At 38.5% G+C, this 26,455-nt stretch carries 21 protein-coding genes; 2 read left to right on the plus strand and 19 right to left on the minus strand.

All coding sequences use genetic code 11. The features are described 5' to 3' along the window. Positions 1 to 82: 82 nt before the first annotated feature. Positions 83 to 2,293 carry a di-heme-cytochrome C peroxidase gene (locus ACSLUO_RS11285; RefSeq protein WP_448248631.1) on the plus strand — a complete coding sequence of 737 codons (2,211 nt, stop codon included), beginning with the start codon at positions 83 to 85 and terminating at the stop codon, positions 2,291 to 2,293. A gap of 39 nt (positions 2,294 to 2,332) precedes the next feature. Next, positions 2,333 to 3,502, plus strand: a complete 1,170-nt coding sequence (locus ACSLUO_RS11290) for a catalase family protein (RefSeq protein WP_448248632.1) — start codon at positions 2,333 to 2,335, stop codon at positions 3,500 to 3,502. A 222-nt stretch (positions 3,503 to 3,724) separates the two neighbouring features. Here the strand turns inward: ACSLUO_RS11290 and ACSLUO_RS11295 are convergent, their stop codons facing one another. The 19 genes from ACSLUO_RS11295 to rpsB form a co-directional block, all read right to left on the minus strand. Next, positions 3,725 to 4,783, minus strand: a complete 1,059-nt coding sequence (locus tag ACSLUO_RS11295) for a GGDEF domain-containing protein (protein ID WP_448248633.1) — start codon at positions 4,781 to 4,783, stop codon at positions 3,725 to 3,727. 127 nt (positions 4,784 to 4,910) lie between these two features. Beyond that, the gene (gene tilS, locus ACSLUO_RS11300) at positions 4,911 to 6,320 is read right to left on the minus strand and encodes a tRNA lysidine(34) synthetase TilS (protein ID WP_448248634.1); all 1,410 of its coding nucleotides are present in this window, start codon (positions 6,318 to 6,320) and stop codon (positions 4,911 to 4,913) included. A gap of 304 nt (positions 6,321 to 6,624) precedes the next feature. Beyond that, on the minus strand, positions 6,625 to 7,581 hold the full coding sequence (accA, locus tag ACSLUO_RS11305) for an acetyl-CoA carboxylase carboxyl transferase subunit alpha (RefSeq protein ID WP_448248635.1): 957 nt from the start codon (positions 7,579 to 7,581) through the stop codon (positions 6,625 to 6,627). 68 nt (positions 7,582 to 7,649) lie between these two features. Next, positions 7,650 to 11,192: a DNA polymerase III subunit alpha gene (gene dnaE / locus ACSLUO_RS11310; RefSeq protein ID WP_448248636.1), complete on the minus strand. Its 3,543-nt coding sequence runs from the start codon at positions 11,190 to 11,192 to the stop codon at positions 7,650 to 7,652. A gap of 4 nt (positions 11,193 to 11,196) precedes the next feature. Continuing rightward, entirely contained in the window at positions 11,197 to 11,832 is a 636-nt protein-coding gene (gene rnhB, locus ACSLUO_RS11315) for a ribonuclease HII (RefSeq protein ID WP_448248637.1), read from the minus strand. A 5-nt stretch (positions 11,833 to 11,837) separates the two neighbouring features. Next, on the minus strand, positions 11,838 to 12,998 hold the full coding sequence (lpxB, locus tag ACSLUO_RS11320; protein ID WP_448248658.1) for a lipid-A-disaccharide synthase: 1,161 nt from the start codon (positions 12,996 to 12,998) through the stop codon (positions 11,838 to 11,840). A 29-nt stretch (positions 12,999 to 13,027) separates the two neighbouring features. Continuing rightward, positions 13,028 to 13,798 (minus strand): acyl-ACP--UDP-N-acetylglucosamine O-acyltransferase, encoded by a 771-nt coding sequence (lpxA, locus tag ACSLUO_RS11325; protein ID WP_448248659.1) that lies wholly within the window; start codon positions 13,796 to 13,798, stop codon positions 13,028 to 13,030. Between the two features lie 2 nt (positions 13,799 to 13,800). Then, the gene (gene fabZ, locus ACSLUO_RS11330) at positions 13,801 to 14,262 is read right to left on the minus strand and encodes a 3-hydroxyacyl-ACP dehydratase FabZ (protein ID WP_448248638.1); all 462 of its coding nucleotides are present in this window, start codon (positions 14,260 to 14,262) and stop codon (positions 13,801 to 13,803) included. Positions 14,263 to 14,266: 4 nt separating this feature from the next. Beyond that, entirely contained in the window at positions 14,267 to 15,307 is a 1,041-nt protein-coding gene (gene lpxD / locus ACSLUO_RS11335) for a UDP-3-O-(3-hydroxymyristoyl)glucosamine N-acyltransferase (RefSeq protein WP_448248639.1), read from the minus strand. Continuing rightward, the gene (locus ACSLUO_RS11340; RefSeq protein ID WP_448248640.1) at positions 15,307 to 15,822 is read right to left on the minus strand and encodes an OmpH/Skp family outer membrane protein; all 516 of its coding nucleotides are present in this window, start codon (positions 15,820 to 15,822) and stop codon (positions 15,307 to 15,309) included. Before ACSLUO_RS11340 ends, lpxD begins: the two co-directional genes overlap by 1 nt. A gap of 36 nt (positions 15,823 to 15,858) precedes the next feature. Then, positions 15,859 to 18,336 carry an outer membrane protein assembly factor BamA gene (gene bamA / locus ACSLUO_RS11345; protein ID WP_448248641.1) on the minus strand — a complete coding sequence of 826 codons (2,478 nt, stop codon included), beginning with the start codon at positions 18,334 to 18,336 and terminating at the stop codon, positions 15,859 to 15,861. Between the two features lie 29 nt (positions 18,337 to 18,365). Beyond that, complete coding sequence (rseP, locus tag ACSLUO_RS11350; RefSeq protein WP_448248642.1) at positions 18,366 to 19,721, minus strand: sigma E protease regulator RseP; 1,356 nt, start codon at positions 19,719 to 19,721, stop codon at positions 18,366 to 18,368. Between the two features lies 1 nt (position 19,722). After that, complete coding sequence (ispC, locus tag ACSLUO_RS11355) at positions 19,723 to 20,931, minus strand: 1-deoxy-D-xylulose-5-phosphate reductoisomerase (protein WP_448248643.1); 1,209 nt, start codon at positions 20,929 to 20,931, stop codon at positions 19,723 to 19,725. 3 nt (positions 20,932 to 20,934) lie between these two features. Further along, positions 20,935 to 21,801 (minus strand): phosphatidate cytidylyltransferase, encoded by an 867-nt coding sequence (locus tag ACSLUO_RS11360; protein WP_448248644.1) that lies wholly within the window; start codon positions 21,799 to 21,801, stop codon positions 20,935 to 20,937. 14 nt (positions 21,802 to 21,815) lie between these two features. Next, positions 21,816 to 22,580 carry a polyprenyl diphosphate synthase gene (gene uppS / locus ACSLUO_RS11365; RefSeq protein ID WP_448248645.1) on the minus strand — a complete coding sequence of 255 codons (765 nt, stop codon included), beginning with the start codon at positions 22,578 to 22,580 and terminating at the stop codon, positions 21,816 to 21,818. Positions 22,581 to 22,663: 83 nt separating this feature from the next. Next, entirely contained in the window at positions 22,664 to 23,221 is a 558-nt protein-coding gene (gene frr, locus ACSLUO_RS11370) for a ribosome recycling factor (RefSeq protein ID WP_448248646.1), read from the minus strand. 87 nt (positions 23,222 to 23,308) lie between these two features. Further along, a complete protein-coding gene (pyrH, locus tag ACSLUO_RS11375) occupies positions 23,309 to 24,049 on the minus strand; it encodes a UMP kinase (protein ID WP_448248647.1) in 741 nt (246 codons plus the stop codon). Between the two features lie 200 nt (positions 24,050 to 24,249). Next, complete coding sequence (tsf, locus tag ACSLUO_RS11380; protein ID WP_448248648.1) at positions 24,250 to 25,104, minus strand: translation elongation factor Ts; 855 nt, start codon at positions 25,102 to 25,104, stop codon at positions 24,250 to 24,252. A gap of 92 nt (positions 25,105 to 25,196) precedes the next feature. After that, positions 25,197 to 25,925 carry a 30S ribosomal protein S2 gene (gene rpsB, locus ACSLUO_RS11385; RefSeq protein ID WP_448248649.1) on the minus strand — a complete coding sequence of 243 codons (729 nt, stop codon included), beginning with the start codon at positions 25,923 to 25,925 and terminating at the stop codon, positions 25,197 to 25,199. Positions 25,926 to 26,455: the final 530 nt, after the last annotated feature.

Below are 26,455 nucleotides of genomic sequence, written 5' to 3' on the forward strand. Positions count from 1 at the left end.
CTTTTTCAAAAAAATAATAACAAAACTACAACAACTTTTTCGCTTAAAAACATATACAAAAATTCTATGTAACGTTTATCAAATGCTGAAAAACTTAACTTTAGTCAAATTTCTTAAAGTCGTTTTATTCACTTTAATTGGCGGCTTTACTTTATTAAGTTTAATGCTGTTTTTAATTATTCATTACCCTGATACACAAATTCCCGAATATGAAAAAATTGACCAAACGATGTATTTAGACCAAGGCTGGGGGCTTTCGGCAAAAGCAAAACAACGCCAACTGTATTATTACACCCCTCAAGGTACAAATTTAAAAGGTTTAGAATATGAATGGTTTGTCAATTTAGAGCGTGCTTGGGGACAAGAAAAATTTGCTGATCATGATCATATGCAAGCTTATGGTTTTATTGTTGACGACCAGCCTAGCCCCCATAATCCTGATCGCCTGCCCGTTGGTTTTACCCAACATTTTGATCCCGCTCAAAACGTTAATTATTTAGATATTACCTGTGCCGCTTGTCATAACGGACAATTAAATATCACCAAAAACGGCAAACGCTATGGCGTTCGTATTGATGGCGGCCAAGCCATGCATGCTTTTACTACCATGAAAGTTGGGCACTTTGTCCCTAGTATGTTAGCCGCTATGGCCAGTACTTATATAAATCCGTTTAAATTTCATCGTTTTGCTGAAAATGTCTTAGGACAAAACCCGAGTAAAAAAGCAAAGTCAGCGTTAAAACGGCGTTTTGGTAAAGTCTTATGGAATTTTGTTAAACAAGGTTATAACGACACCAGTAAACACTTATACCCAGTAGAAGAAGGTTTTGGCCGTACTGACGCTCTTGCTCGTATTGGTAATACCGTATTTGGCGACAATTTAAGTGATGAAAACTATCACCTTGCCACAGGGCCGGTAAGTTACCCACCAGTGTGGAATATTTGGAAGTTTGATTGGGTACAATATGGTGCTTCCGTTAAACAGCCAATGGCTCGTAATATGGGGGAAGCTTTAGGGGTTGGCGCACATATTAACTTTATGGATCCCTATGGCGCGCCATTAAAACCAGAGCAACGTTTTAGCAGCGGTGTCTTGGTTAATAATATTCATGATATTGAAAACACCTTACAAACCTTAACACCACCACCATGGCCTGAAGAGTTATTTGGTAAAATCGACCATGAAAAAGCGAAAAAAGGTGAAGTATTATTTAAACAACATTGCCAAGGCTGCCATGGCCCATTTCCTGCCAATGACGCAATTAAAGCCATTGATATGCCACTTAAAACCGATGAGCAACCGGTTTGGGTAGTAAAAACCTTACCGATTGAAGAAATAGGCACCGACCCTAACACCGCTTATAACTTTGTTAATAACCGTTTTAATCTTGAAAAAACCGGTTTAACTGATCAAGACATTATCAATACCGTACGCCCTATTCATGTTAAACAATTAAAACGTGTGGTTGAGGTAAGTTTGGCGGCACCTGAATTAGTTGAATTTTTATCTCAAGCACAGCCTAATGCCGCTGACTTAAACTTTAACACTGATTGGGTAATTAAAAATTCTGCGATCATGGCTGAACTAAATCAACAATTTAGTGCATGGCAATATAGTTATAACAACATTAGCTACTTAGCCGAAAAAATTACTCAATTAGGTGATGAAGCTATTCAAACGGATATTAAAACAGCGATCATTAAAACCCAACTTGAACGCTTAGATAGTGTTTTAGAAAGCTTAGAAGTTACCAATTTAACAGTTGGCGAGGCACTTAATTTGGTCGGAATTATCATTCGTGAAAAATACTACCAAGCGCAAAATTACAGCCAAGCACAACGTGATTGCTTTGATGGTTTTGCCGCCCTAGATTTACCACAACAACCACTCGCATATAAAGCTAGGCCTTTAGCCGGAATGTGGGCAACACCACCATTTTTACATAACGGCTCAGTACCCAATATTTATCAATTGTTATCACCGGTAAGTGAGCGTGATAGCAAATTTTTTGTTGGCCGCCGCGAATTTGACCCAACAGTATTGGGCTATAGCACAACCCCAATGTCTAAAGCAGGATTCTGGTTTGACACCTCTATTTCAGGCAATACCAATGTTGGGCATGAGTTTAGAGCCGGTTACGTGAAATACAAACCGGGTAATCCACCACAATACGGCGTTATTGGTCCGGAGTTAACACCCGAGCAAAGATGGCAATTAATTGAGTATTTAAAAATACATCAAGACAATCCACCAAGTTCGCCAACCGCACAGCCTAGTTGTCAAAGCTTGTAACCTTAACGAATAACAAGAAATAAATTTTAAGAGAAACTCATGCAAAAAAAATTAATCGCCTTATCCATCACAGCCGTTATTGCCGCAGGCTTAACTTACGCATTTAGCGATAGCTCAAATGGCAAATTAAATAACGGTATTTACGAGCCACCGGAAGAAAAAACCTATATCGCCAATATCATTTCATCAGCGGTCGACATGGTTAACAACGCCCATAAGGATGCTAAACAAAGTGCCACCGGCAAAACGCCATATCACCGAGATGTACATGCCAAAGCTCACGGCTGTTTAAAAGCTACCTTTAGTGTACCTGAGCTTGAGCAAGCTAATTTACGTTATGGTATTTTTAAACAAGCGGGTGATTATCAAGCTTGGATACGTTATTCAAGTGGTGATACCCGACCACAAGCCGACTCCGTAAAAGATGCACGCGGTATGGCAATTAAGGTTATGGGTGCGCCAGGTAAAAAATTATTAAAAGACCAAGAAGACGCTGGCACGCAAGATTTTGTTATGATCAATAACGATGTCTTTTTTATTCCAACCGTTAAAGAATATATGGAATTTATGCAATACCAAGCACAAGGTAGCAAGTTTGGTTATTTTTTTAATAACTTTAACTGGAATATATTTACTTGGCACTTCCGTCAGCTATATCTTGGCGCTTCAACATTAAAAAATCCGCCAAATAGTTTACTTCAAGAGCAATACCACAGTTTATCTGCTTACCGATTGGGGCCAAACCAATTTATGAAATACAGTGCTAAAGCTTGTGACAGTAATAAAGCAATGCCTGTAGACGAAGATAAGCCAAATTTTTTACGCACCGAGTTAATTGATAATTTAAAAACCAACAGTGCTTGTTTTGATTTTATGGTGCAACTGCAAAATCCGATGAAAAACATGCCTGTGGAAGACACCACCATAAAATGGTCTGAAGATGACTCTCCTTTTATTACCGTTGCAAGAATCAATATAGAGCCACAAGCTTTTAGTAGCCCAGAGCAAAATGCCTTTTGTGAAAATTTATCATTTACGCCATGGCATGCGACTAAAGATATAGAACCCGTGGGTGGTATTAACCGTTTAAGAAAAGCTGTTTACGACGGCATTTCCCGCTATCGTCACGGTAAAAATGGTATTAAAAAAGAGGAACCACAAGGTTGGTGTTTACAATTAAATGGCGAGGCTTGTCCTGATAACATTTAGCGGTAAGCGGTAAGCTTTAAGCGAGAAGCAGGAAGCGGGAAGCGGTAAGCGGTAAGCAGTAAGCGGTAAGCGAGAAGCGGTAAGCGAGAAGCGAGAAGCGAGAAGCGAGAAGCGAGAAGCGGTAAGCGATAAGCCGTAAGCGATAAGCCGTAAGCTTTAAGCGAGAAGCGAGAAGCAAAATGGGCTCAGTTTTTATCTATCTTTGTATCAATAAATTGATAACTATAACTCGATACGATTACGACCATTTTGCTTAGCGCGATATAACGCTTGATCAGCACAATTTACTAATTCAGTTAACGAACTAAAGCCATGCTCATTATCTGCAATACCAAGACTAATCGTACAATTAATAGTTTGTAGCGTATTAACTTCTATTGATAATAATTCAACAGCATTACGTAAACTTTCCGCTAATTCTTTCGCTGAATTTTTATCGGTATCGGGTAATAAAATAACAAATTCCTCACCACCATAACGCGCAAGAACATCACTGCTTCTTAACTGCATTTTTAATAAATTAGCGACTTGTTTTAAGGTGTTGTCACCGACTAAATGGCCGTATTGGTCATTAATTTTTTTAAAAAAATCAATATCTAATAAAATAACGCTAAAGTCTTTTTGATAGCGCTTAGCATAAGCAAACATTTCATCGCCTACGGTCATAAAGGTTCGACGATTATTAATACCCGTTAATGGGTCTATCGTTGCCATTTCACGTAAGTCTTGCTCATGGCGTGACATCGCTTTGCTAAAAATTGACATCACAAAATAAATTTCACTCATGATGATGATAATGGTGGAAGCAAAAATCAATTTTTCAGCTTGTTCAGAAAGTACGACTAATGGCTGGGGTGGATAATTATGACAAATAAAAAATAAAGCTAAGCCCAAGACCATAATCAAGGCTTTAGCAAAGGTTTCATCTTCATCAAGTAATAAAAAAACGCCACTAGGTAACAATAAATAATAAAAATGAAAACCACTATTAGCGGTAAAAATTTGCGTAGTTAATATAAACACATGCAACATTAAAATAGAAAAAAACCACAGCTTAGCAATTCGATAATAGTGGTATTTAGATAATAAAATACCTGCGCCGTAAGCAGCAACAAAGGTTAAGTTAATTGCTGCAATAAAAGGCTCGGATAAATTGAGCCAAAAATATAAGGTATAAAACAGCGCAACCGCGCAGGTAAAATAACTGACAACATTAGTTAGGTTAATTTTTGACACTTGCTGCGAATTAGCTAAATTAGCTCGTTGCATAATAGATTCCATAACAATATTCTTCTTATTATAAGTAACATATTCCGTATATAGCCTTGCCAATATTAACAGGTCAACCAGCGTTAAGCTATGATGCTAAAGCAATTCCATATTTATTGCACAATTAAGCGCACAGGTATCATTTAACTAAATCAATAATATAAAACTTTTTTGACACCTTCATAAAATTATCTTGCTGAAAAGGCTGACAAATAAACTGCCCCGCCACGCCAACCAATAACGAATTTTGCATAAGAAAAAGCTGCCGTTTACGTAACCAAGGTGCAATATTAAGCTCTTGTAATACTTTTTTTAATGATCTGCTTTTATCACGAAAATCCGGTAAGCATTTGGGGTTATCATGACTAAAAGTTAAAGTTAGCGGTAAGTTTTCATCTAAAAATAGATATTGTTGCATTGACTTTACAAGAGTTGAATTAGCCAAGGCTGAACTAACGGGAGTGGCATTAATCATCTCGCCTTTTGTGATGCTAAATTCACCAAGCTGATCCGGTAATGAAATGGAAATTGTTTTACCCTCAGAAAGCTCATTTAAATCAACAGTACGTTGCCACTGACTTAAATCGCTATATTCTGGTGTAATATATAAAGAATCTTGATATCGCCTTAACCAATAGTTACCGATTTTTATTGCCGGCGTTTTATCACAAGCTGCTTTTAATTGCTGCGCTAGCTCGACAAGCTGTTGACGACTAGGCATTAAACCGTGATTTTGTTTTAAAAAGTAACGAATGAGTAAATTAAATCGAGCCGGTGAAAGTGTTAATAATGCACTGACCGAGAGGCTATTATCACTATTACAGCACTGTTGATAATCCTGCTCGGTAACTTCTAAGATCAAGTTTTCAGCATCACGGCAATGTTCAGCACTGCGGGCAATGGTTTGTTTGATCGCCGGCCAGCGCTCAGTTAATAACGGCAGAATGTCATTACGTAAAAAGTTACGATCAAAGCGATTATCGTGATTTGACTCGTCTTCGATCCAAGTTAATTGGTGAGCATCAGCATATGCTTCAATCGTTTGACGGGGAATAGCTAATAAAGGCCGTACCAGTTGTCGCTGATAAAAAGCTTGCTGCCCCTTCATCGCTGCTAAGCCCGTTAAACCTGAACCTCGCTTTAGCGCTAATAAAAAAGTTTCAGCTTGATCATCGTTATGATGGCCGGTTGCGATAACATCATTAACCTCAGTCATCTCAACCAAGGCTTGATAACGAGCATCTCGTGCTAAGGCTTCGAGGCTCTCACCACTATCCTGCATTAATTGCACTTTTTTGCTAAGGAAGCCGCTTTGATAATGCTGACTTTGTTGCTCTGCAAATGCTAGCCAGCGATCAGCATTGTCACTTAAGCCGTGGTGAATATGACAAACCATGAGGGGATTGGTTAATTTACCTTGAGTGAGCAACTGAGCAGCTGCATGTAACAGTACTTGCGAATCAACACCACCACTATACGCTAAATAAATAGGCTTATTAGGAAACTGGCTGAAACAGTCAAAAATATGTTGCTCAATCATCGACATCATCTAAAAATTAAACCTATCAATCGCTAAAAAAATAACTGATACCAACGCCATTAAGTTTGTAAGCTTGTTGTGCGTAGGAAAAATAAATCATAGCAAGGCGCTTGATTGAGCAATAGCTGGCTATTGGGATTGTAAGCAACACAGCCATGGAATATTTTAACCCGCACAAGAGGGCAATAATTTAATGAAATTGGTATCACTATAAATGAATAGTTAAAATAACCTGTTATAACAAAAACAGCCAGCATAATGCTGGCTGTTTAAAATTTTTTACAACTTTATATGGTGTTGTATCGTGCTGAAATTAACAGTAACCAAACGACATTAATTTTTCATATCGTTTTTCAATTAATGTTTCAGCATCAAAAGCGGCAAGCTCGTTCAAATCTTTTTTCACTGCTTGCTTTAAAAAAGCCGCCATTTGATCAATATCACGATGTGCGCCACCTAATGGCTCTTCAACAATCGAGTCAATTAAACCTAATTCTTTAATACGGGTTGCTGTGATCCCCATGGCTTCTGCAGCCGTTGACGCTTTTTCTGCCGTTTTCCATAAGATTGATGCACAACCTTCTGGCGAAATTACCGAATAAGTAGAATATTGCAACATGTTAACACGATCACCAACACCAATTGCTAAGGCGCCACCAGAACCACCTTCACCAATTACGGTACAAACGATTGGAACCGTTAAACGCGCCATTACTTTCAAGTTAGTAGCAATTGCTTCACTTTGACCGCGCTCTTCAGCACCAATACCAGGGTAAGCACCCGGAGTGTCAATAAAGGTAACAATTGGCATATTAAATCGCTGCGCCATTTCCATTAAGCGTAAAGCTTTACGATAACCTTCAGGACGTGGCATACCAAAATTACGTTTAACTTTTTCGGTGGTTGTACGGCCTTTTTGCTGGCCAATCACCATCACAGTTTGTCCGTCTAAACGAGCAGTACCACCAATAATGGCTTTGTCATCGGCATAAGCACGATCACCAGCATATTCATCAAAATCTTCAAACACACGCTCAATATAATCTAAGGTATAAGGGCGTTGTGGATGACGAGCAACACGTGCTGTTTGCCATGGGTCTAAATTGGCAAAGATTTTTTTTGTTTGCTCTTTATTTTTTTCACGTAATTGTGAAATTTGATCTTCAAGATCAAGATCTAATTCTTGACCATTATTAACAATTTGAAGTTCTTCTATCTTGGCTTCAAGCTCAGCAATTGGCTGCTCGAAGTCTAAAAAATTTAATGACATATGTATAAAACCTAATGTAATTTCTGGCGCTATTATACACGTAAAAACGTGCAGGATAATAGCCGCAACTATTTAAATTGTAGAGTTAATTTATCTTCACCCAACAACATATTTAATTCGTGTAATAATTTATCATCTGGCGATACTCGCCATTGTACCCCTAACTCTAATAAAGCTTGTGCTTCTTCTCGCTGGTAATTAATGCGAACAGGACAGGTACCGTCTTTATATTGGGACAAAATCTGGTCAAATTTAGCTAAAAATTTGTCATCCACTTGGCTCTGCGTTATTGATAAATCTAACGATTCAACAAAATGTTCCCGCGCTTGCGCTATGGTCATAATATCTCTGCCAGACATTGTAAGGCCACCAGAGTAATCATCAAAGCTGACCTGTCCGGTACAGACTAAAATAGCGTCTTTTTCGATAATGTCTTCAAATTTTTCATAATCAGCAGGAAATAAGCGCACATCAATACGGGCACTTTTATCATCTAGCGTCACCAATGCCCAGCGCTGGCCCCGTTTATTTACCAAAACACGGACGGCAATAACCAAGCCAACGGCTGTTGCCGGTTTTTCTTTACTTGTTGGCTGCATCGCTACTAACCGACCAGAAGCATAGCGTTTAATTTCACTTAAATAACGATTGATCGGATGCCCAGTTAAATATAAACCTAAGGTTTCCCGTTCACCTTCAAGCCATTCAGGTTCCGGCCAAGGTGGCACTACTTTAAAGGCTTGGCGGGTATCTTCTGGTTCTTCATTAATTAACCCAAATAAATCGTGTTGTCCTAAGGCTTCGGCTTTAGCATGTTGATCGGCTGCGCGCATGGCATCAGACAAGGTTTCTTGTAAAGCAGCACGATGAGGTTTGCCATCGCTTAATTTAGGCCCTAACGCATCCATAGCGCCAGCTTTAATTAACCGCTCTAAAACACGGCGATTAATCTTCTTTAAATCAATACGGGCACAAAAATCAAATAAATCGGCAAATTCACCGCCCGCTTGCCGCGCTGCGATAATGGCTTCAATTGGGCCTTCACCAACCCCTTTAACCGCCCCTATACCATAAACAATTTGATTATCGTCGTTGACGGTAAATTTATAAGAGCCCGCGTTAACATCCGGCGGTAATAAAGTAATGCCCATGTTTTTACATTCATCAACTAGGGTCACTATTTTATCGGTATTATCCATATCCGCAGACATTACCGCGGCCATAAAAGGCGCTGGATAATGCGCTTTCATCCACAAGGTTTGATAAGAAACTAACGCATAAGCGGCCGAGTGGGATTTGTTAAAACCATAACCGGCAAACTTTTCTACCAAATCGAATATTTTCATGGCAAGTTCGCCATCAACACCACGATTTATCGCACCCTGTTCAAAACCGGCTCGCTGCTTTGCCATTTCTTCTGGTTTTTTCTTACCCATGGCACGGCGAAGCATGTCAGCACCACCAAGCGTATAGCCTGCAAGTACTTGGGCTATTTGCATAACCTGCTCTTGATAAAGAATAATACCGTAGGTTGGCTCAAGAATTGGTTTTAAATCTTCATGCTGCCAAGTTGAATCAGGGTATGATACTTCTTCACGGCCATGTTTTCGCTCAATGAAGTTATCCACCATGCCCGATTGCAAAGGTCCTGGCCTAAATAAAGCCACCAATGCGATAATATCTTCAAAGCAATCGGGTTTTAGCTTTTCAATCAGCGCTTTCATACCGCTGGATTCAAGTTGGAAAACCGCAGTAGTTTGCGCCGCTAATAACACTTTAAATGACTTGGGATCATCAAGTGGAATGCGCGCGATATTGATCGGCTCTTTGCCTTGTTTTAATAACTTTTCATCGGCTATTTCAATAGCCCACTGCAAAATAGTTAAAGTACGTAATCCTAAGAAATCGAACTTAACTAAACCGGCATCTTCAACATCGTTTTTATCAAATTGGGTAACTGGGTTTTTACCTTCATCATCACAATATAGGGGTGCAAAATCTGTGATGGTTGTAGGTGATATAACAACACCACCAGCATGTTTACCCGCATTACGCGTTGTGCCTTCAAGAATGCGGCACATGTCGATTAAATCTTTAACATCACTGTCTTGAGCATACGCTTCAGGTAAACGAGGTTCTTCTTCAAAAGCTTTAGCTAAGGTCATACCCGGATCACCCGGTATTAACTTAGAAATACGATCGACAAAACCATAAGGGTGACCAAGTACCCTGCCAACATCACGAATTACCGCTTTTGCTGCCATGGTACCAAAGGTAATAATTTGTGAAACGGCATCTCGACCATAAAGCTCCGCCACATGATCAATTACTTCATCACGTCGATCCATACAGAAATCGATATCAAAATCTGGCATTGACACCCGTTCAGGGTTTAAGAATCGTTCGAAAAGCAAATCGAATTCAAGTGGGTCAAGATCAGTAATTTTTTGTGCATAAGCCACTAATGACCCCGCCCCCGAACCACGCCCAGGACCAACCGGAATATTGTTATCTTTACTCCACTGAATAAACTCCATTACGATCAAGAAATAACCGGGAAAGCCCATGTTATTAATTACTTTAAGTTCAATATCTAAGCGTTCATCGTAAGGTTTACGTTTTTCAGCAAAATCAGGCGAGTTTTTATCAAAAAGAAAATCTAAGCGCTCTTCTAACCCTTCTTTTGATACTTTAATAAAGTATTCTTCGATGGGCATACCTTCGGTTGGAAAGTCGGGTAAAAAGTATTCCCCTAACCGAACGGTAACATTACAACGTTTAGCTATTTCCACCGAGTTTTGTAATGCTTCAGGAATATCAGCAAATAATTCGCACATTTCAGCTTCTGAACGTAAATATTGCTCAGGGCTATAACGTTTTGGTCGGCGTTTATCGTCTAAAGTGTAACCGTCATGTATGGCGACACGTATTTCATGGGCATCAAAATCTTCCGGTGCTAAAAACACCACTTCATTGGTCGCAACCACAGGAATGTTATGAAGCGTCGCTAATTCTACTGCTTGATGAAGGTAAGTTTCTTCATCTTCTCGTCCGGTACGTAGCAATTCAAGATAATAACAATTGGGAAAATACTGCTGATAAAAATCAACCATAGTATCAACTAAGGCTTGATTGCCTTTAATTAATACTTTGCCAAGATCCCCTTCTCTGCCACCCGATAATAAAATTAAACCGCTGGCATGCTCAATCAACCAAAGTTTATCAATTACCGGTTTATCTTGGATGGAGCCTCGTAAGTAGGCTTTTGAAATAAGTTCGGTTAAGTTTTTATAACCAACATTATCAGACGCTAAAATAACAAGGCGTGAAAGTTCATCGCCTAATTCATCACTTTTTACCCAAAAATCACTGCCAATAATCGGTTTAATACCAGCTCCATGAGCCGCATGATAAAATTTAACTAAACCACATAAATTGGTTTGATCGGTTAAGGCAATGGCCGGCATTTTTTCATCTGCCGCTTTAGCGATAATAGGCTTAACTTTTTTTAAGCCGTCACACATTGAAAAATCGCTATGAACACGCAAATGAATAAATTTGGGCGGGCAATACACTTCTGCGGCTTCGGCTTGTTCAATCACCTCTGACATCTAATTATTTCCCAGCCGCATTAACATTAACCTGAGCAAGAACATTCGCTACTGGTTTAAAACTTTTACGGTAATTGTCGAGCACACCTAAAGTGGTAATTTTTTCTAAATGAGCTTTAGTAGGATAACCCTTATGGGCAGCAAAACCATAATCAGGATATAGAGCATCAAGCTCGATCATATCTTGGTCGCGCGCCACTTTAGCAATGATGGAAGCCGCACTAATTTCTGCAACACGGCCATCACCTTTGATCACTGCTTGGCTTGGTGCATTAAATTTTGGTGTCCGATTACCATCAACTAAGACATAATCAGGCTCAATCGCTAAGCCGGCAACAGCACGCTGCATCGCAAGCATAGTTGCATGGAGAATATTAAGCGTATCAATTTCTTCCGGCGTTGCTCGTCCTATTGACCAAGCCAATGCATGTTGTTTAATTTCACTCGCCAGTAAGTTACGTTTTTTTTCTGATAATTTTTTTGAATCAGCCAATCCTGCAATAGGATTATCGGGGTCGAGAATAACCGCCGCGGTAACGACATCACCAACCAAAGGTCCTCTTCCTACTTCGTCGACACCAGCAATACAATAAGCAACAGGGTAAACAAACTCTGGTAAGTTTTTTTTATCAGTTGCCATTGCCATTAACCTTCTGTTGTCATTAAGGCGATAACCGCATCTGCCGATTTTTCGCTAGCATTTTGTTTAAGTTCGAGGTGGATCTGAGTAAAGGTTTCAATTAAATGCGTTTGATCCTGATAAAGGCGTTCATAGATCAACGGATAAATATGCTCAGCATCAACATTTAATTGTATTAATTCAGGTATAAGTTCTTTATTAACCATTAAGTTAGGTAAAGAAAACCACTTAAGTTTGATCATTTTTCTGATCAGGTAATAAGTTAACCAGTTCACTTTATAAACCACTACCATTGGGCGTTTGATCAATGCCGCTTCAAGTGTCACTGTTCCTGAGGCGATCATTAAACAATCGGCCGCAGCCATGACATCTTGGGTTTGATTAACAAAAGTAGTCACAGGTAAATCAGGCGCTATTTTCGCTTTCATGTCATTGAATTGCTGTAAGCGTTTTTCAGTGATCATCGGAGCGACAAAATGTAGCTCTGAGTCATTTTTATGTAGCTGTAATGCGGTTTGTAAAAATGGCTCTACTAACCTTGCTAGCTCGCCACCACGACTGCCCGGCATAATAGCTAATATTTTTTTATCTTGCGGTAAACCTAACTTAACTCTAGCGGCTGATTTATCAGAAAACATTGGTACATCATCAGCCAAAGTATGACCAACAAAAGTACAAGGAATTTGATGTTTGTCGTAAAAAGCTTTTTCAAAAGGTAATAGCGATAACACCATGTTAGTGGCACGAGCAATTTTAAAAATACGTTTTTCACGCCAAGCCCATACAGACGGACTAACATATTGCACCGTTTTAATACCTTTAGCTTTTAATTTTTCTTCTAAGGTTAAATTAAAATCCGGTGCATCTATCCCAATAAAAACATCGGGTTTATTGGTAGTGAAATAATCAACAAGCTCTTTGCGAACGGTTAATAAACGGCGTAAACGGCCTAATACTTCAACAATCCCCATCACCGCAAGCTCTTCCATAGCGTATAAACTTTGAAAACCTAATGCTTGCATTTTAGGGCCACCAATACCGACAAATTTGGCATCAGGACAATGTTTCAATAGAGCTGACATTAAGCCTGCTCCTAAGGTATCACCTGAATGTTCGCCAACAACTATGGCAAAAACAGGTGATTTTTTAATGATGGTATCAGGCATAATTTGATTAAGCTCAGTCACTGGTTTTTCTAACGAATAATTCCGCGACTTGAAGCTTGAATAAAGTCAGAAAATAACTTTATTTCTGGATGTTGTTCAGAAAGCTTAGCTAATGCAGCGATAGCCTCGTCAACACTATTACCTTGGCGATAAACCACTTTATAAGCACGTTTTATTTCACTGATAATTTCAGGACTAAAACCTCGGCGTTTTAACCCTTCTGAGTTTAACCCGAACGGTTTTGCCGCACTTCCTGATGCCATGACATACGGAGGAATATCTTTCAGTATTAATGAACTTGCAGCAACAAAACTATGAGCACCAATATGACAAAACTGATGAACCGCGGTCATGCCACCTAAAATTGCCCAATCTCCAACATGAACATGACCTGCAATTGAAGCATTGTTGGCTAAAATACAATGACTTCCAACCATACAATCATGCGCGACATGGGTATAAGCCATAAATAAGTTATTAGAGCCTATTTGTGTCAAACTATTATCTTGGATCGTTCCTCGATGAATAGTACAAGATTCACGAAAGGTATTATTATCACCAATAATTAATTGAGTTGGCTCACCTTTATATTTAAGGTCTTGGCACTCTTCACCAATAGAAGCAAACTGGAAAAAACGATTGCCTTTACCTATGGTTGTCGGCCCTTTAATAACAACATGTGAATTTAGCTCACAGTCGTCACCAATAATGACATCTTTGCCAATATAACAAAATGGCCCAATTTTAACGTTGTTACCAATTTGAGCCCCTGGATCAATAACAGCTAGTTCGCTAATCAACACTATAACACTCTTCTCGCACACATAAGATCGGCAGTACAAACCACTTTGCCATCCACTTTTGCTTCACAATAAAACTTCCACATACCACGGCGTTCTTTAATAAATTGCACGTGTAAATGCATAGTATCACCCGGCACAACCGGCTGTTTGAACTTGGCATTATCAATTGAAGCAAAAAGGTATAATTCTTTTTCGGCTTTATCTTGTGCCGTTTTAAAACCTAAAATACCGGTTGCTTGTGCCATTGCTTCAAGGATTAATACTCCTGGAAAAATAGCTAATTCAGGAAAATGACCGGTAAAAATAGGTTCATTAATAGAGATATTTTTTATTGCATGCAACCATTGCCCTGGTTCAAAATCAAGTACTCGGTCAACAAGTAACATAGGATATCTATGAGGAATAATGGTTTGAATTTCTTCAACTTTAATTACATTTTTAACTCTATCCAACTCAGTCATTCTGTTACTCTTTCTCTGCTTTTAAGTTGTCTAACTGGACCGTTAATGCTTTAACTTGCTCAGTCAATTTATCTAATTTGTTAATTCTAACATTATTTTTAAGCCAATCTCTATTCGTCATTGCTGGCATACCAGAAGAATAGACACCCGCGCTGGTGATCGATTTAATCACCATGGTATTACCAGTGATCATAACTTTATCAGCAATGGTAAGGTGTCCCGCAATAGCGACACAACCACCAATAGTACAATTAGCACCAATGGTGGTACTACCTGCAACCGCAGTGCAAGCCGCAATACAGGAGTTTTGACCAACAACCGCGTTATGACCTATTTGAATTTGGTTATCAAGAATAACCCCATCATGGATTTCAGTATTATCTAACGCACCACGGTCAATCGTGGTACTAGCACCAATTTCTACCTTGTTGCCTATGATCACAGTACCTAGCTGAGGTATTTTCAACCATTGCCCTTGATGATTAGCATAGCCAAAACCATCAGCGCCAATAACAGAGCCAGCCTGAATTAAACAATCATGACCTATTTCAACGTTATGATAAATTGTTACGTTGGCCCAGCACTTAGTATTTTCAGCAACTTTAACGGATTTACCGATAAAACAATTCGCGCCAATAACCACGTTATCAGCTAACTCAACACCTGATTCAACAACACTATTAGCACCAATACAGACACCTTTACCCAATATCGCGTCATCGGCAATAACGGCACTTGGATGAATATTATCAGCAGGATTTGGTGTTGTATCCAGTAACTGTGCTGTCAAGGCAAACCCTAAATAAGGGTTGTCCATCACCAGCTTATTTCCTGAAAAATCTGCTTGGCAATCTGCCGCTAAAATAACCGCACTGGCTAAAGTAGTTGATAATTGTTTTTTGTATTTTTTATTGGCAAGAAAAGCGACTTGTCCACGCTCGGCTGATGCTAACGTAGCAAGGCTACTGATCAAGCAATTTTCATCGCCTTCAACAGTAGCCCCAATTTTTTCAGCAATTTCTTTAAGGGTAAAACTTAATGACATTATTTTAATTTGCTTACTTGCTCAACCACTTGGTTTGAAATATCGAGTTCAGGCTTAACAAACGTTGCTGTTTCTGCACGTAAAATAAGATCGTATTTTTCTTTCGCGGCAATATTATCAATCGCTTGCTTAACTAAACCTAATAACTTATTGGTTTCTTCGTTTTGACGCGCTTGAGATTTTTGCTGTAACGCTTTCCCTTTTTCTTGATAAGCCTTATAAAGTTCCATAATTTCTTTATCAAGGGCTTCAATGTCTTTTTTAGCCATTAAAGCAGAATCACGCTTTTTCTTTTCTTGGTTATATTTAATGTCTTGCTCTAATTTAGCAATTTCAGCACCATCATCTTGAAACTCAGCTTTTAATGCTTCAACCATTTTTGCTGTTTGTGGTAATTGTTGCATAACCGCTTGAATATCCACAACCGCTAACTTTTGCTCTGCTGATGCAGACGCTGCTAATAATGCACTTGAAGCGGCAACCGTGAATACTACTGATTTAATAAACTTGTTCAATGTGTTCTCCTAAAACTTGGTAAATGGACTTATTAATTAGAATGTTTGTCCAATGTTAAAACTAAAGAAACTAGTATCGTCACTATCTTCTTTTTTAAGTGGTTTTGCAAAGCTAAATATCATCGGTCCCATCGGTGATAACCACTGAAGTGATAAACCGGCAGAACTACGATATCGACCAATATCAGAATAATCATCAATTTTACTAAACTGATCCTCTGCTAAATCACGATAATCGTCAAGGTTAAATTCAGTATCCCATACAGTGCCAACATCAACAAATAAACTTGTGCGCACTGAGTTTGAATACCCTTCATCTAAAAATGGAATTGGGAAGATAAGTTCAATACCACCTAGAACTTTTGCATTACCACCAACCGCACGTAGGTTTTGTGTTGACTCGATACGGTCATGATCTGGTCCTAAACAACATATAGCGCCGCTACCTAATGGATCTGACGGATTAGGAATGGCGGTTGCACTTCGGTAAATCGGACGTGGACCTATGATATTGGTTTCAAAACCACGTAAGGTATCGGCACCACCAGCACGGAAGTTTTCCCAAAATGGTAATAATTGATCATTGCCACGATAAGAGCCATAACCATTACCATAACCAAATTCAAAGCGAGTTAAGAAGCTCCAACGTTGATCTCGCGATAATGGGAAATACCATTTAGCATCTAAGTTTAATTTAAAATAATTTACGTCTGAATTAGGCGTTGTTACTTTAAAGCCTAATGACTGCATTGAACCTGCCGTAGGGAAAGTACCACGGTTTAAGGTTGAGCGTGAAATACCTAAGTTCAAATCAAAGGTGTCAAACTCAAGACCTGAGTCAGGGTTTTCTAAGTCAATATATAAGTCGTAAAATGCTTGTATTTGCTCGTAAGAACGTAGTTTAGTAATACCGTTATGTTTGTAACCTACGCCCATACTTAATCGAACATACTCGTTAATTGGGAAGCCCCAAGTTAAACCAACACCGTAGGTTTTATTGTTGTATTTAGCTAAGTTAGCGTTACCGGCATCAAACTCGGTATAAAATAAATTACCACCTAATGACACACCATCAATAGTAAAATAAGGATCGGTATAAGTTACATTCGCCGTACGTGAATAACTCACGGTATTTAAACTTAAACCTAAACGATTACCGGTACCTAAGAAGTTATTTTGCTGAATACCTGCATTTAAACTCATTTTAGTAGTAGAGCCATAACCGATACCGGCAGTAAATGAACCTGAAGGCTGCTCTTTTACCGTGAAATCAACATCAACTTTATCTTCTTCTTCCGGTAATTGAATAGTTTCAAACTCTACCGTTTCTAAATAAGGTAAACGTTGTAAACGGGCTTTTGAGCCTTCAACAAGACTGTTTGATAACCACGCCCCTTCCATTTGACGCATTTCTCGGCGTAATACTTCATCAGCTGTAACGGTATTACCTGTGATGTTAATACGGTTAACATAAATTCGTTTACCTGGGTCAACCGAGATAGATAACTTAACGGTATGATCTTCGTCGTTAATATCAGGAATTGTCGTAACTTTAGGGTAAGCATAACCATAACGGCCTAGAAACTTACTGATCGACTCTTCCGTATAAGTCACTAAAGCACCATTGTATAAGGTATCTTTTTGGATAGGGTTTAAGCTTCTAATAATCGGTTCAAAGCCCGCCATATCACCAATAAAGTCAACTTCACTAACGGTGTATTGTTCACCTTCAGTAATATTTAACGAAATATAAACACCTTCTTTATTCGGTGTCATTGATACTTGTGTAGAATCAACTTTATAACGTAAATAACCACGATCTAAATAATAGCTCTCAATGGTTTCTTTATCGCCTTGTAAGGTTTGCTTTTGATATCTGTCTTGCGCCATGATATCCCACCAAGGCGAATCAAATTTCAATTCTATTTTACTGAGTAGTTCTTCATCGGTAAAAACTTCATTACCAACAACATTAATTTGTTCAATGGCAGCGGCATCACCTTCATTAAAAACAAATTTCACACTGACTCGGTTTCTTGGTAAATAGGTAATTTCTGACTTTACATTGGCATTGTATTTACCAATACCATGATAGAAGTCTTCTAAACCCATTTCTAAATTCGTTAATACGGTTTTGTCGAGGGTTTCACCAATGCGAATATTATTTTCATCTAAACTTTCAGTTAGCTGCTCGTCTTTGATGTCTTTGTTGCCATCAAATTCAATTTCACTAATAGTTTCACGTTCTTTAACTTTATAAATAACTCGATTACCGTCACGGTATACCACGATATTGTTAAAGTGACCTGATTTAAATAATCGTCTTACCGATTGAGAAATACGAAAGTCATCTAACGTATCGCCAATATTAAAAGGAATGTGAGTTAAAGCTGCACCTAAAGCTACACGTTGCAGGCCTTTGACTTGAATATCTTCAACCTTAAAATCTTCAGCTAACGTAGCTGAACTTAAAAGGGCCAATGATGCTGCAATAGCTAATTTTTTTATTATCATAAATGTAAACTTAATCTACTTCTAATTCATTACAATCGGGAAATATCATTTAATAAAGCAAACGCCATTAAACTAAATAATGCTATAGCACCAAACCGAAAACCTATCGCTTGGATTTTTTCAGGCACAGGCTTTCCTGTTAAAAGCTCTATAAGGTAATAGAGTAAGTGCCCGCCATCAAGTACTGGTAGTGGTAAAAGGTTAAAAATACCTAAATTTATACTAAAAAAGGCAATAAAGCTTAAAAAATAAACAAAACTTACCCCAGCACTGTTACCTGCTCCTTGAGCAATCCCGATAGGACCACTCAAATTTTTAGCTGAAATATCACCGGTGATTAATTTACCTATCATTTCAAAAGATAATTTGGTGACATCCCAGGTTTTTTCAATGCCTTTACCAAAGGAGTCAAAAAAACCATACGTTAAATCAAAACGATATTGCTCTGGCCATTCATCACGTACTCGACCAATTCCTAAATAACCAATGGTTTGGTTATCTTTTACTTTATTCGCTAATTGAATCGCTAAGGTTTTTTCCAAGCCCTTACGTTCAACTTTCAATTCAATATCAGCATTTGCTAAGGCTTGAATTTTGTCAGTAAAATTTTCACAGCGCGGTTGTACTAAGCTATCATTAAGCGCCAACAATTTATCACCAGAGAGTAAGCCGCCAAGCTCAGCTGGGCTATTTTTTGCTACTTGCCCAATCACACAAGTTCCTTTAGGAACATACGGCATAATGCCTAAACTGTGCATAGCTGTCATTTTTTCTGGTTGATATTGCCAGTTAGCTATATTTAGTGTGGTTGGCTTTATATACTGACTTTCAAAACTCTTGGTTTTAATGGTGACGGCATCATTGCCTGTTTCCGCCACTAACGCCATATTAACATCTTGCCAAGTAACCACCTTTCGGCCGCCTACTTCAACAATTTGACTATTGATCGGTAGCTCAGCTTTGGCCGCAATAGAGTTAGCTGTTAACTCACCAATCACAGGTTTTATCGCTGGAGAGCCGATAAAAAAAACAAAATAAAAAGCCACTATCGCTAATAAAAAGTTAGCTAAAGGGCCTGCCGCAATTATAGCAATGCGTTGATAAACAGATTTTGAGTTAAAGGTTTTATCTTTATCTTCAGGCTTGACGTCATCAACACGCTCATCAAGCATTTTGACATAACCGCCTAATGGAATAGCAGCGATGACATATTCAGTGCCATGTTTATCATATTTTCGCCATAACGCTTTGCCAAAACCAATAGAAAAACGCTCAACTTTAACGCCACATCTACGGGCAACCCAAAAGTGACCATATTCATGAAAAGTAACCAGCACACCAATGGCAATAATAAAAGCGGCTATATTCCAAAAAAAATCAAACATGCTAAGTCAAATTCACTTCTTTAGTTAACAACGAACGGGCAAATATTCTGACAGTTTGATCTAAGGCAATAACATCATCAATATTGGCTACACTTTGTGAGACAAATTTTTTCACAGAAGTTTCATTTATTTTGTAGATATCGGTAAATTTTATTTTTTTGTTCAAAAAGGCATCAACGGCAATTTCATTCGCTGCATTTAATGCCGTACAGGCAGCTTGCCCCTGTTTACAGGCATCTATCGCTAATTTTAAGTTTGGATATTTTTCAAAATCTGGTGCTTGAAACTCGAATGAACAAGTATTAAAAAAATCTAAATCATCAACACCGGCATCAATACGCTCGGGGTAAGCTAAGGCATGTGCTATTGGTGTTCGCATATCAGGGTTACCCATTTGTGCTAACACTGAACCATCAACATACTGCACCATAGAATGTATGGTACTTTGTGGATGCAGCACAACTTGAATATCTTCAGGTTCCAAATTAAATAGCCATTTAGCTTCAATAAGCTCTAAGCCTTTATTCATCATAGTGGCTGAGTCTACCGAAATTTTTCGCCCCATATCCCAATTAGGATGGGCACATGCTTCTTCCGGCGTAACCGCTGATAAAGTGGCGTTATCACGTAATCGAAACGGACCACCTGAGCCGGTTAATAATATTTTTTTAATACCTTTTGTTTTTAATTGGCATAAACCTGGGCGTGCTTGTTCTGATTCAGGTAAACATTGGAAGATTGCATTATGCTCGCTGTCGATAGGCAATAATTGCGCACCGGAATTTTGCATAGCTTCAATAAAAATGGCACCCGAAGTGACTAGTGCTTCTTTATTTGCCAGCAATACACGCTTACCTGCTTTCACCGCTTCATAAGTTGATACCAACCCTGTAGCACCAACAATGGCTGCCATGACTGAATCTACGGTTGGTGATGTGGCTAATCTAACTAAAGCGTCTTGCCCTGATAACACCTCAATATTAAGTTCAGTTTCGTTTAATAAGGCACTTAATTGTTGAGCATGTGGTTCTGAAACTAAGACAACAGTTTCAGGTTTAAATTGACAACATTGCTCAAACATACGCTGAACATTAGTGTTAGCGGCTAAGCTTTCGATGATAAATTTAGTCGGATGACGAGCGACAACATCTAAGGTGCTTTCACCAATAGAACCTGTTGAACCTAAAACACAAAGCCGTTGTAAAGCCACTAGTTACCAACCAAAATATAAAAAACATAAGGCAAAGATAGGTGCTGTTGCCGTTAAACTATCGATACGATCTAAGATACCACCATGACCAGGTAAAATACTGCCACTGTCTTTAACACCCGCTTGGCGCTTAAACATACTTTCGTTTAAATCACCTAAAACCGAAATTGTGGTAATTAATACCGTTACCCCTAAAACCGTCATATATTGCGCTGTTTGCCAACTAAGTACGCTGCCTAAAATAAGCACCATAACACAAGCGCACACAATTCCCCCTAAAAAGCCTTCTAGGGTTTTACCTGGGCTGACATTGGGTAATAATTTTCGTTTACCAAGTGATTTACCAACAAAATAAGCGCCTACATCAGCACTCCAAACCAGTAAAAATAAGAACATGATCAGTTGCGCACCATGATAAGTGCTGGTTTGATAGTCATAACTACGTAACACCAAAAAAGCAACCCAAGTCGGTAAAAGCGTTAACCAACCAAACAAGCCTCGAACTGAACGATGGCTTGACCAAAAAGTGCTACATCTAGGATAAACATAAGTAAGAAATGCGGATAAACACCACCAAATAACCGATAACCAAAGAATGTATTCAACATTTTTAGTTAACTCACCGGTAGCTGACCATAGCTGTTCTGCCGGTAATAAACGCCATAAACAAGCCAAAATAACGACATTGGATAAAACAAAAGCACAACGTTTGCCAAAGGAGTTAAACCCCATTAATGGCCCCCACTCCCATGCACCTATGCCTATTAAGGCAACCAATAAAATAGCAAAGTAGTTTAAAGGTAAATAAAATATTGCGCAGATTGCCGCTGGTGCTAAAACCAATGCGGTTAAGATTCTTTTAATTAACAAGGCGAGTCCTTTTTTTAATTATTATTTTCTTTTATTTGGTCACCGGTTTTACCGAACCGTCGCTCACGTTGTTTGAACGTTGACATGGCTTTAATAAATTCATCGTCATTAAAATCCGGCCATAAAACATCGGTAAAATAAAATTCAGCATAAGCTGATTGCCATAATAAGAAATTACTAATGCGATAATCGCCCCCGGTTCGGATCAGTAAATCTAATTCAGGCAAACCAAATAAGCTTGTTTTTTCATTTAGGCTTGTTTCATCAATATCATCAATTGATATTTGCTTATCAAGCACTTGCTGAGCTAACTGTTTAGCCGCATGACTAATATCCCAACGACCGCCATAGTTTGCCGCAACCGATAAGACTAAACCATTATTATCTGCGGTTAATTGCTCCGCATCCGTGATTTTCTTCTGTAATTTATCAGAAAAGCGGCTTAAGTCACCAATCACTTGAAATTTAATTTCATTTTTATGTAATCGCTTAACTTCACGAGTTAGCACATACATAAACAAATCCATTAGAACGCTAACTTCCGACGCCGGTCTTTTCCAGTTTTCACTGCTAAAAGCAAACAAGGTAAGTGCTTTTACCCCATGTTCCCTGGCTGTTTTTACCGCCGCACGAACAGATTCAACCCCTTGTTTATGACCGATAACCCGTGATTTACCTCGCTGTTGAGCCCAACGACCGTTACCGTCCATAATAATGGCAACATGTTGTGGTACAGGTTGTAGTTCAGAGGGTGCTTCCAATTCTTTAACGTTCGTCATGATCTCTAAATTTACCGCTAGACAATAAATACAAAAACGCCGTAACAGTCATGTTCGGCGTTTTTACAGGCTTAATTAAAAGCTTAAATTTCCATTAATTCTTTTTCTTTTTCAGCAAGAATAGCATCAACTTTTTTAACGTATTCGTCAGTGATTTTTTGAATTTCGTCTTCTGATTGACGTAACTCATCATCGCTAATTTCTTTTTCTTTATTTAAGCTTTTTAAGTCAGAGTTAGAATCACGACGAATATTACGAATAGCAATTTTTCCGTTTTCAGCTTCACCACGTACAACTTTAACTAAATCTTTACGACGTTCTTCAGTTAATGGTGGTAATGGAATACGAATTAATGTGCCTTGCGATGAAGGGTTTAAACCAAGATCAGATGAAAGAATTGCTTTTTCAACCGCACTGATCATGCTTTTGTCAAAAACCGTAATAGCTAATGTTCGAGCATCGGCAACCGACACGTTACCTACTTGGTTTAATGGTGTGTCCATTCCATAATATTCAATTGTAATATTATCTAATAATGATGGATGCGCACGACCCGTTCTAATTTTATTTAAATTGGTTTTAAGTGAGTCAATACTCTTGCCCATTCTTTCTTGAGCACTCTGTTTGATTTCGTTTATCACGCGTAAATTCCTTAAACTATTACATTCTTAAACTATGGCTAATTTATAATTTTTAAAACCTTTTTATTGTTCACTTACCATGAACAATTAAGCAAAGTTTTCCGCATGATCAATCGTTGTACCTTCATCATCACCCATAATTACTGCTTTTAAAGCTCCAGGTTTGTTCATGTTAAACACACGAATAGGCATATTGTGATCACGCGCTAAAGTAAAGGCCGCTAAGTCCATTACTTTTAATTCTTTTTCAAGTACTTCTTGATACGTTAAGTTACTGTATAACTCAGCTTCTGGATTTTTAACTGGATCGGCAGAATAGATACCATCAACCTTAGTTGCCTTTAATACCGCATCAGCTTGAATTTCAATACCGCGTAAACACGCTGCTGAATCTGTGGTAAAAAATGGGTTGCCCGTACCAGCACTGAAAATAACAACGCGGCCAGACTTTAATAAACTGATTGCTTCAGCCCAATTGTATGTGTCACTAACACCAGCTAGGTCAATCGCAGACATTAAACGAGCATTCACAAACGCACGATGTAAAGCATCACGCATCGCTAAACCGTTCATTACGGTCGCTAACATACCCATTTGGTCGCCAACAACACGATTCATACCGGCTTCTGCTAAACCTGCGCCACGGAACAAGTTACCGCCACCAATGACCAAACCAACTTGAATGCCCATTTCAACTAATTCTTTGATTTCTTGAGCCATACGATCTAAAACTTTTGGATCAATACCAAAACTTTCTTCTCCCATTAGGGCTTCACCGCTAAGTTTTAAAAGAATTCGACGATATGTAGGTTTAAGGTTGGTAGTCATAAAACAATCCTGTAGGTAAAAAAATAGCCAAGACCAAATTTGGCCGCGGCTATTTTAATACGTTTATCTCAGTCACGAAAGCCTTAACTGAAAAAAGTCGGTTTTAATATACTTTTATCTGCCAATTAGCACAAATACGTTCAAAAAACAGGCATAAAAAAAGCGTTCAAATGAACGCTTTTTGAAATCGTTATTAAAAATTAAGCTTTTGCTTTAGCAGCAGCTACTTGAGCTTCAACTTCAGCAGCAAAATTTTCTTCTTTCTTCTCAATACCTTCACCCACTTCTAAACGGATAAATGTAGAAACAGAAAGACCTTTTTCTTTTAAGATTTCACCAACAGATTTCTTTGGTTCCATGATAAAAGGTTGACCTGTTAAAGAAACTTCACCGGTGAATTTCTTCATACGGCCAGTAACCATTTTCTCAGCGATTTCTTGAGGCTTACCTTCATTCATCGCGATTTCGATTTGGATAGCTTTTTCTTTTTCAACTACGTCAGCTGGAACATCATCTGGTGTTACATATTCAGGCTTGCTCGCTGCAACGTGCATTGCAATGTGCTTAAGACCTTCAGCATCACCTTCACCAGCAACAACAACACCAATAGTGCCACCGTGGATGTATGAAGCTAATGAAACACCTTCAACATACTCAACACGACGAACGTTGATGTTTTCACCAATTTTGGTTACTAACGCAATACGTTGCTCTTCGAATTGTGCTTGTAAATCAGCAATCGCTAATTTAGAAGCTAATGCAGCATCAGCTACTTCGTTAGCAAATGCTAAGAAGTTTGCATCTTTAGCTACGAAATCAGTTTGACAGTTAACTTCAACTAACGCCGCAACACCGCCGTCAGTTTTAATTAAAATAGCACCTTCAGCTGCAATGTTACCTGCTTTTTTAGCTGCTTTTGCTTGACCTGATTTACGCATGTTTTCAATGGCTAAATCGATGTCACCATCAGTTTCTTGTAAAGCTTTTTTACAATCCATCATGCCCGCGCCAGTGCGGTCACGAAGTTCTTTAACTTGTTTAGCAGTAATTGCCATCAGTTATTCCTCAAATTTTCAGATAAGTTTTTACTTGGTATCTTGCTAAAAATTAACACGATACCAAGTCGATTTTATGACAAAGTAATGAATTACTCAGTTTCTACGAAACCGTCTTTCTCAGCTTGTACAGAGATGTTTTGCTCGCGACCTTCTAAAGCAGCGTTAGCAGCAGAATCTGTGTATAAAGTGATAGCGCGGATCGCATCATCGTTACCTGGAACGATGTAATCAACACCATCTGGATTTGAGTTAGTATCAACTACAGCAATTACTGGAATGCCTAAGTTGTTAGCTTCTTTAATAGCAATGTGTTCATGGTCAGCATCGATAACGAAGATAGCGTCTGGTAAGCCACCCATGTTTTTGATACCACCTAAGCTTTTTTCAAGCTTTTCCATTTCACGAGTACGCATTAAAGCTTCTTTTTTAGTTAATGCATCAAAAGTACCGTCAGTGCTTTGTGATTCAAGATCTTTTAAACGCTTGATAGATTGACGAACTGTTTTCCAGTTAGTCAACATACCACCTAACCAACGGTGGTTAACGTAGAATTGGTCACATTTGATTGCTGATTCTTTGATTGCATCACTTGCCGCGCGCTTAGTACCAACGAATAAAATTTTACCTTTCTTAGATGAAACACCTGATAAGAAAGCTAAAGCTTCGTTGAACATAGGAACAGTTTGTTCTAAGTTGATGATATGAACTTTATCACGAGCACCAAAAATGTAAGATTTCATTTTTGGATTCCAGTAACGAGTTTTGTGACCGAAATGAACACCTGCTTTAAGCATGTCGCGCATAGAAACGTTTGGCATAATATTTTTCCTTGGGGGTTAAGCGTTCATACATCCAATATACTCGACCCTTATGCATATAAATGCTGAGCACCCCGGTATACCTTTGCTAGATGTATGTGAGTTTAATTTAAGAACAGACATTATTGTATGTTCAAGTTAGGCTAAAACTACTACCTAAAACCTTTTATTATCTTTTGGTATGTTAACCTCAAGCAACAAACTGTATTTAGGCACAGAAATAGCGGCGCACTTTATACCATATAGCGCAGCTTTTAACCAGTATTTTTTCTATTAACCCAAGGGTCTGTTAATCTTTGTTTATATTTTCAGCAATAGGCTATTTTTAGTGATAGCAAAGCAGAATGAACGTTGTTTGGTTATTCCAAATGAGTGAAATTCTAATGCAGCTAGCGCAAAAAATAGCCATTGCACTATGCATTATGCACTGAGGGCTGAGGCTAAAATCGCTTTACTCGGCGTTAAAAATTATTGGTTTAGATGACTAAACGACATAATTTCAGCCTTGATTAAATCGATTTTATCTCTCA

The organism is Thalassotalea agariperforans (assembly GCF_053470345.1).

Excerpts from the sequence above, each read along its gene's own strand:
- rseP (WP_448248642.1), bottom strand. The coding sequence starts at position 19,721 with ATGTTTGATTTTTTTTGGAATATAGCCGCTTTTATTATTGCCATTGGT.
- ACSLUO_RS11285 (WP_448248631.1), top strand. The coding sequence starts at position 83 with ATGCTGAAAAACTTAACTTTAGTCAAATTTCTTAAAGTCGTTTTATTC.
- accA (WP_448248635.1), bottom strand. The coding sequence starts at position 7,581 with ATGTCATTAAATTTTTTAGACTTCGAGCAGCCAATTGCTGAGCTTGAA.
- ACSLUO_RS11295 (WP_448248633.1), bottom strand. The coding sequence starts at position 4,783 with ATGGAATCTATTATGCAACGAGCTAATTTAGCTAATTCGCAGCAAGTG.
- uppS (WP_448248645.1), bottom strand. The coding sequence starts at position 22,580 with ATGACGAACGTTAAAGAATTGGAAGCACCCTCTGAACTACAACCTGTA.
- dnaE (WP_448248636.1), bottom strand. The coding sequence starts at position 11,192 with ATGTCAGAGGTGATTGAACAAGCCGAAGCCGCAGAAGTGTATTGCCCG.
- tsf (WP_448248648.1), bottom strand. The coding sequence starts at position 25,104 with ATGGCAATTACTGCTAAACAAGTTAAAGAACTTCGTGACCGCACTGGC.
- fabZ (WP_448248638.1), bottom strand. The coding sequence starts at position 14,262 with ATGACTGAGTTGGATAGAGTTAAAAATGTAATTAAAGTTGAAGAAATT.
- rpsB (WP_448248649.1), bottom strand. The coding sequence starts at position 25,925 with ATGCCAAACGTTTCTATGCGCGACATGCTTAAAGCAGGTGTTCATTTC.
- ACSLUO_RS11290 (WP_448248632.1), top strand. The coding sequence starts at position 2,333 with ATGCAAAAAAAATTAATCGCCTTATCCATCACAGCCGTTATTGCCGCA.
- lpxB (WP_448248658.1), bottom strand. The coding sequence starts at position 12,998 with ATGCCTGATACCATCATTAAAAAATCACCTGTTTTTGCCATAGTTGTT.
- lpxD (WP_448248639.1), bottom strand. The coding sequence starts at position 15,307 with ATGTCATTAAGTTTTACCCTTAAAGAAATTGCTGAAAAAATTGGGGCT.
- bamA (WP_448248641.1), bottom strand. The coding sequence starts at position 18,336 with ATGATAATAAAAAAATTAGCTATTGCAGCATCATTGGCCCTTTTAAGT.
- pyrH (WP_448248647.1), bottom strand. The coding sequence starts at position 24,049 with ATGACTACCAACCTTAAACCTACATATCGTCGAATTCTTTTAAAACTT.
- rnhB (WP_448248637.1), bottom strand. The coding sequence starts at position 11,832 with ATGGCAACTGATAAAAAAAACTTACCAGAGTTTGTTTACCCTGTTGCT.
- tilS (WP_448248634.1), bottom strand. The coding sequence starts at position 6,320 with ATGATGTCGATGATTGAGCAACATATTTTTGACTGTTTCAGCCAGTTT.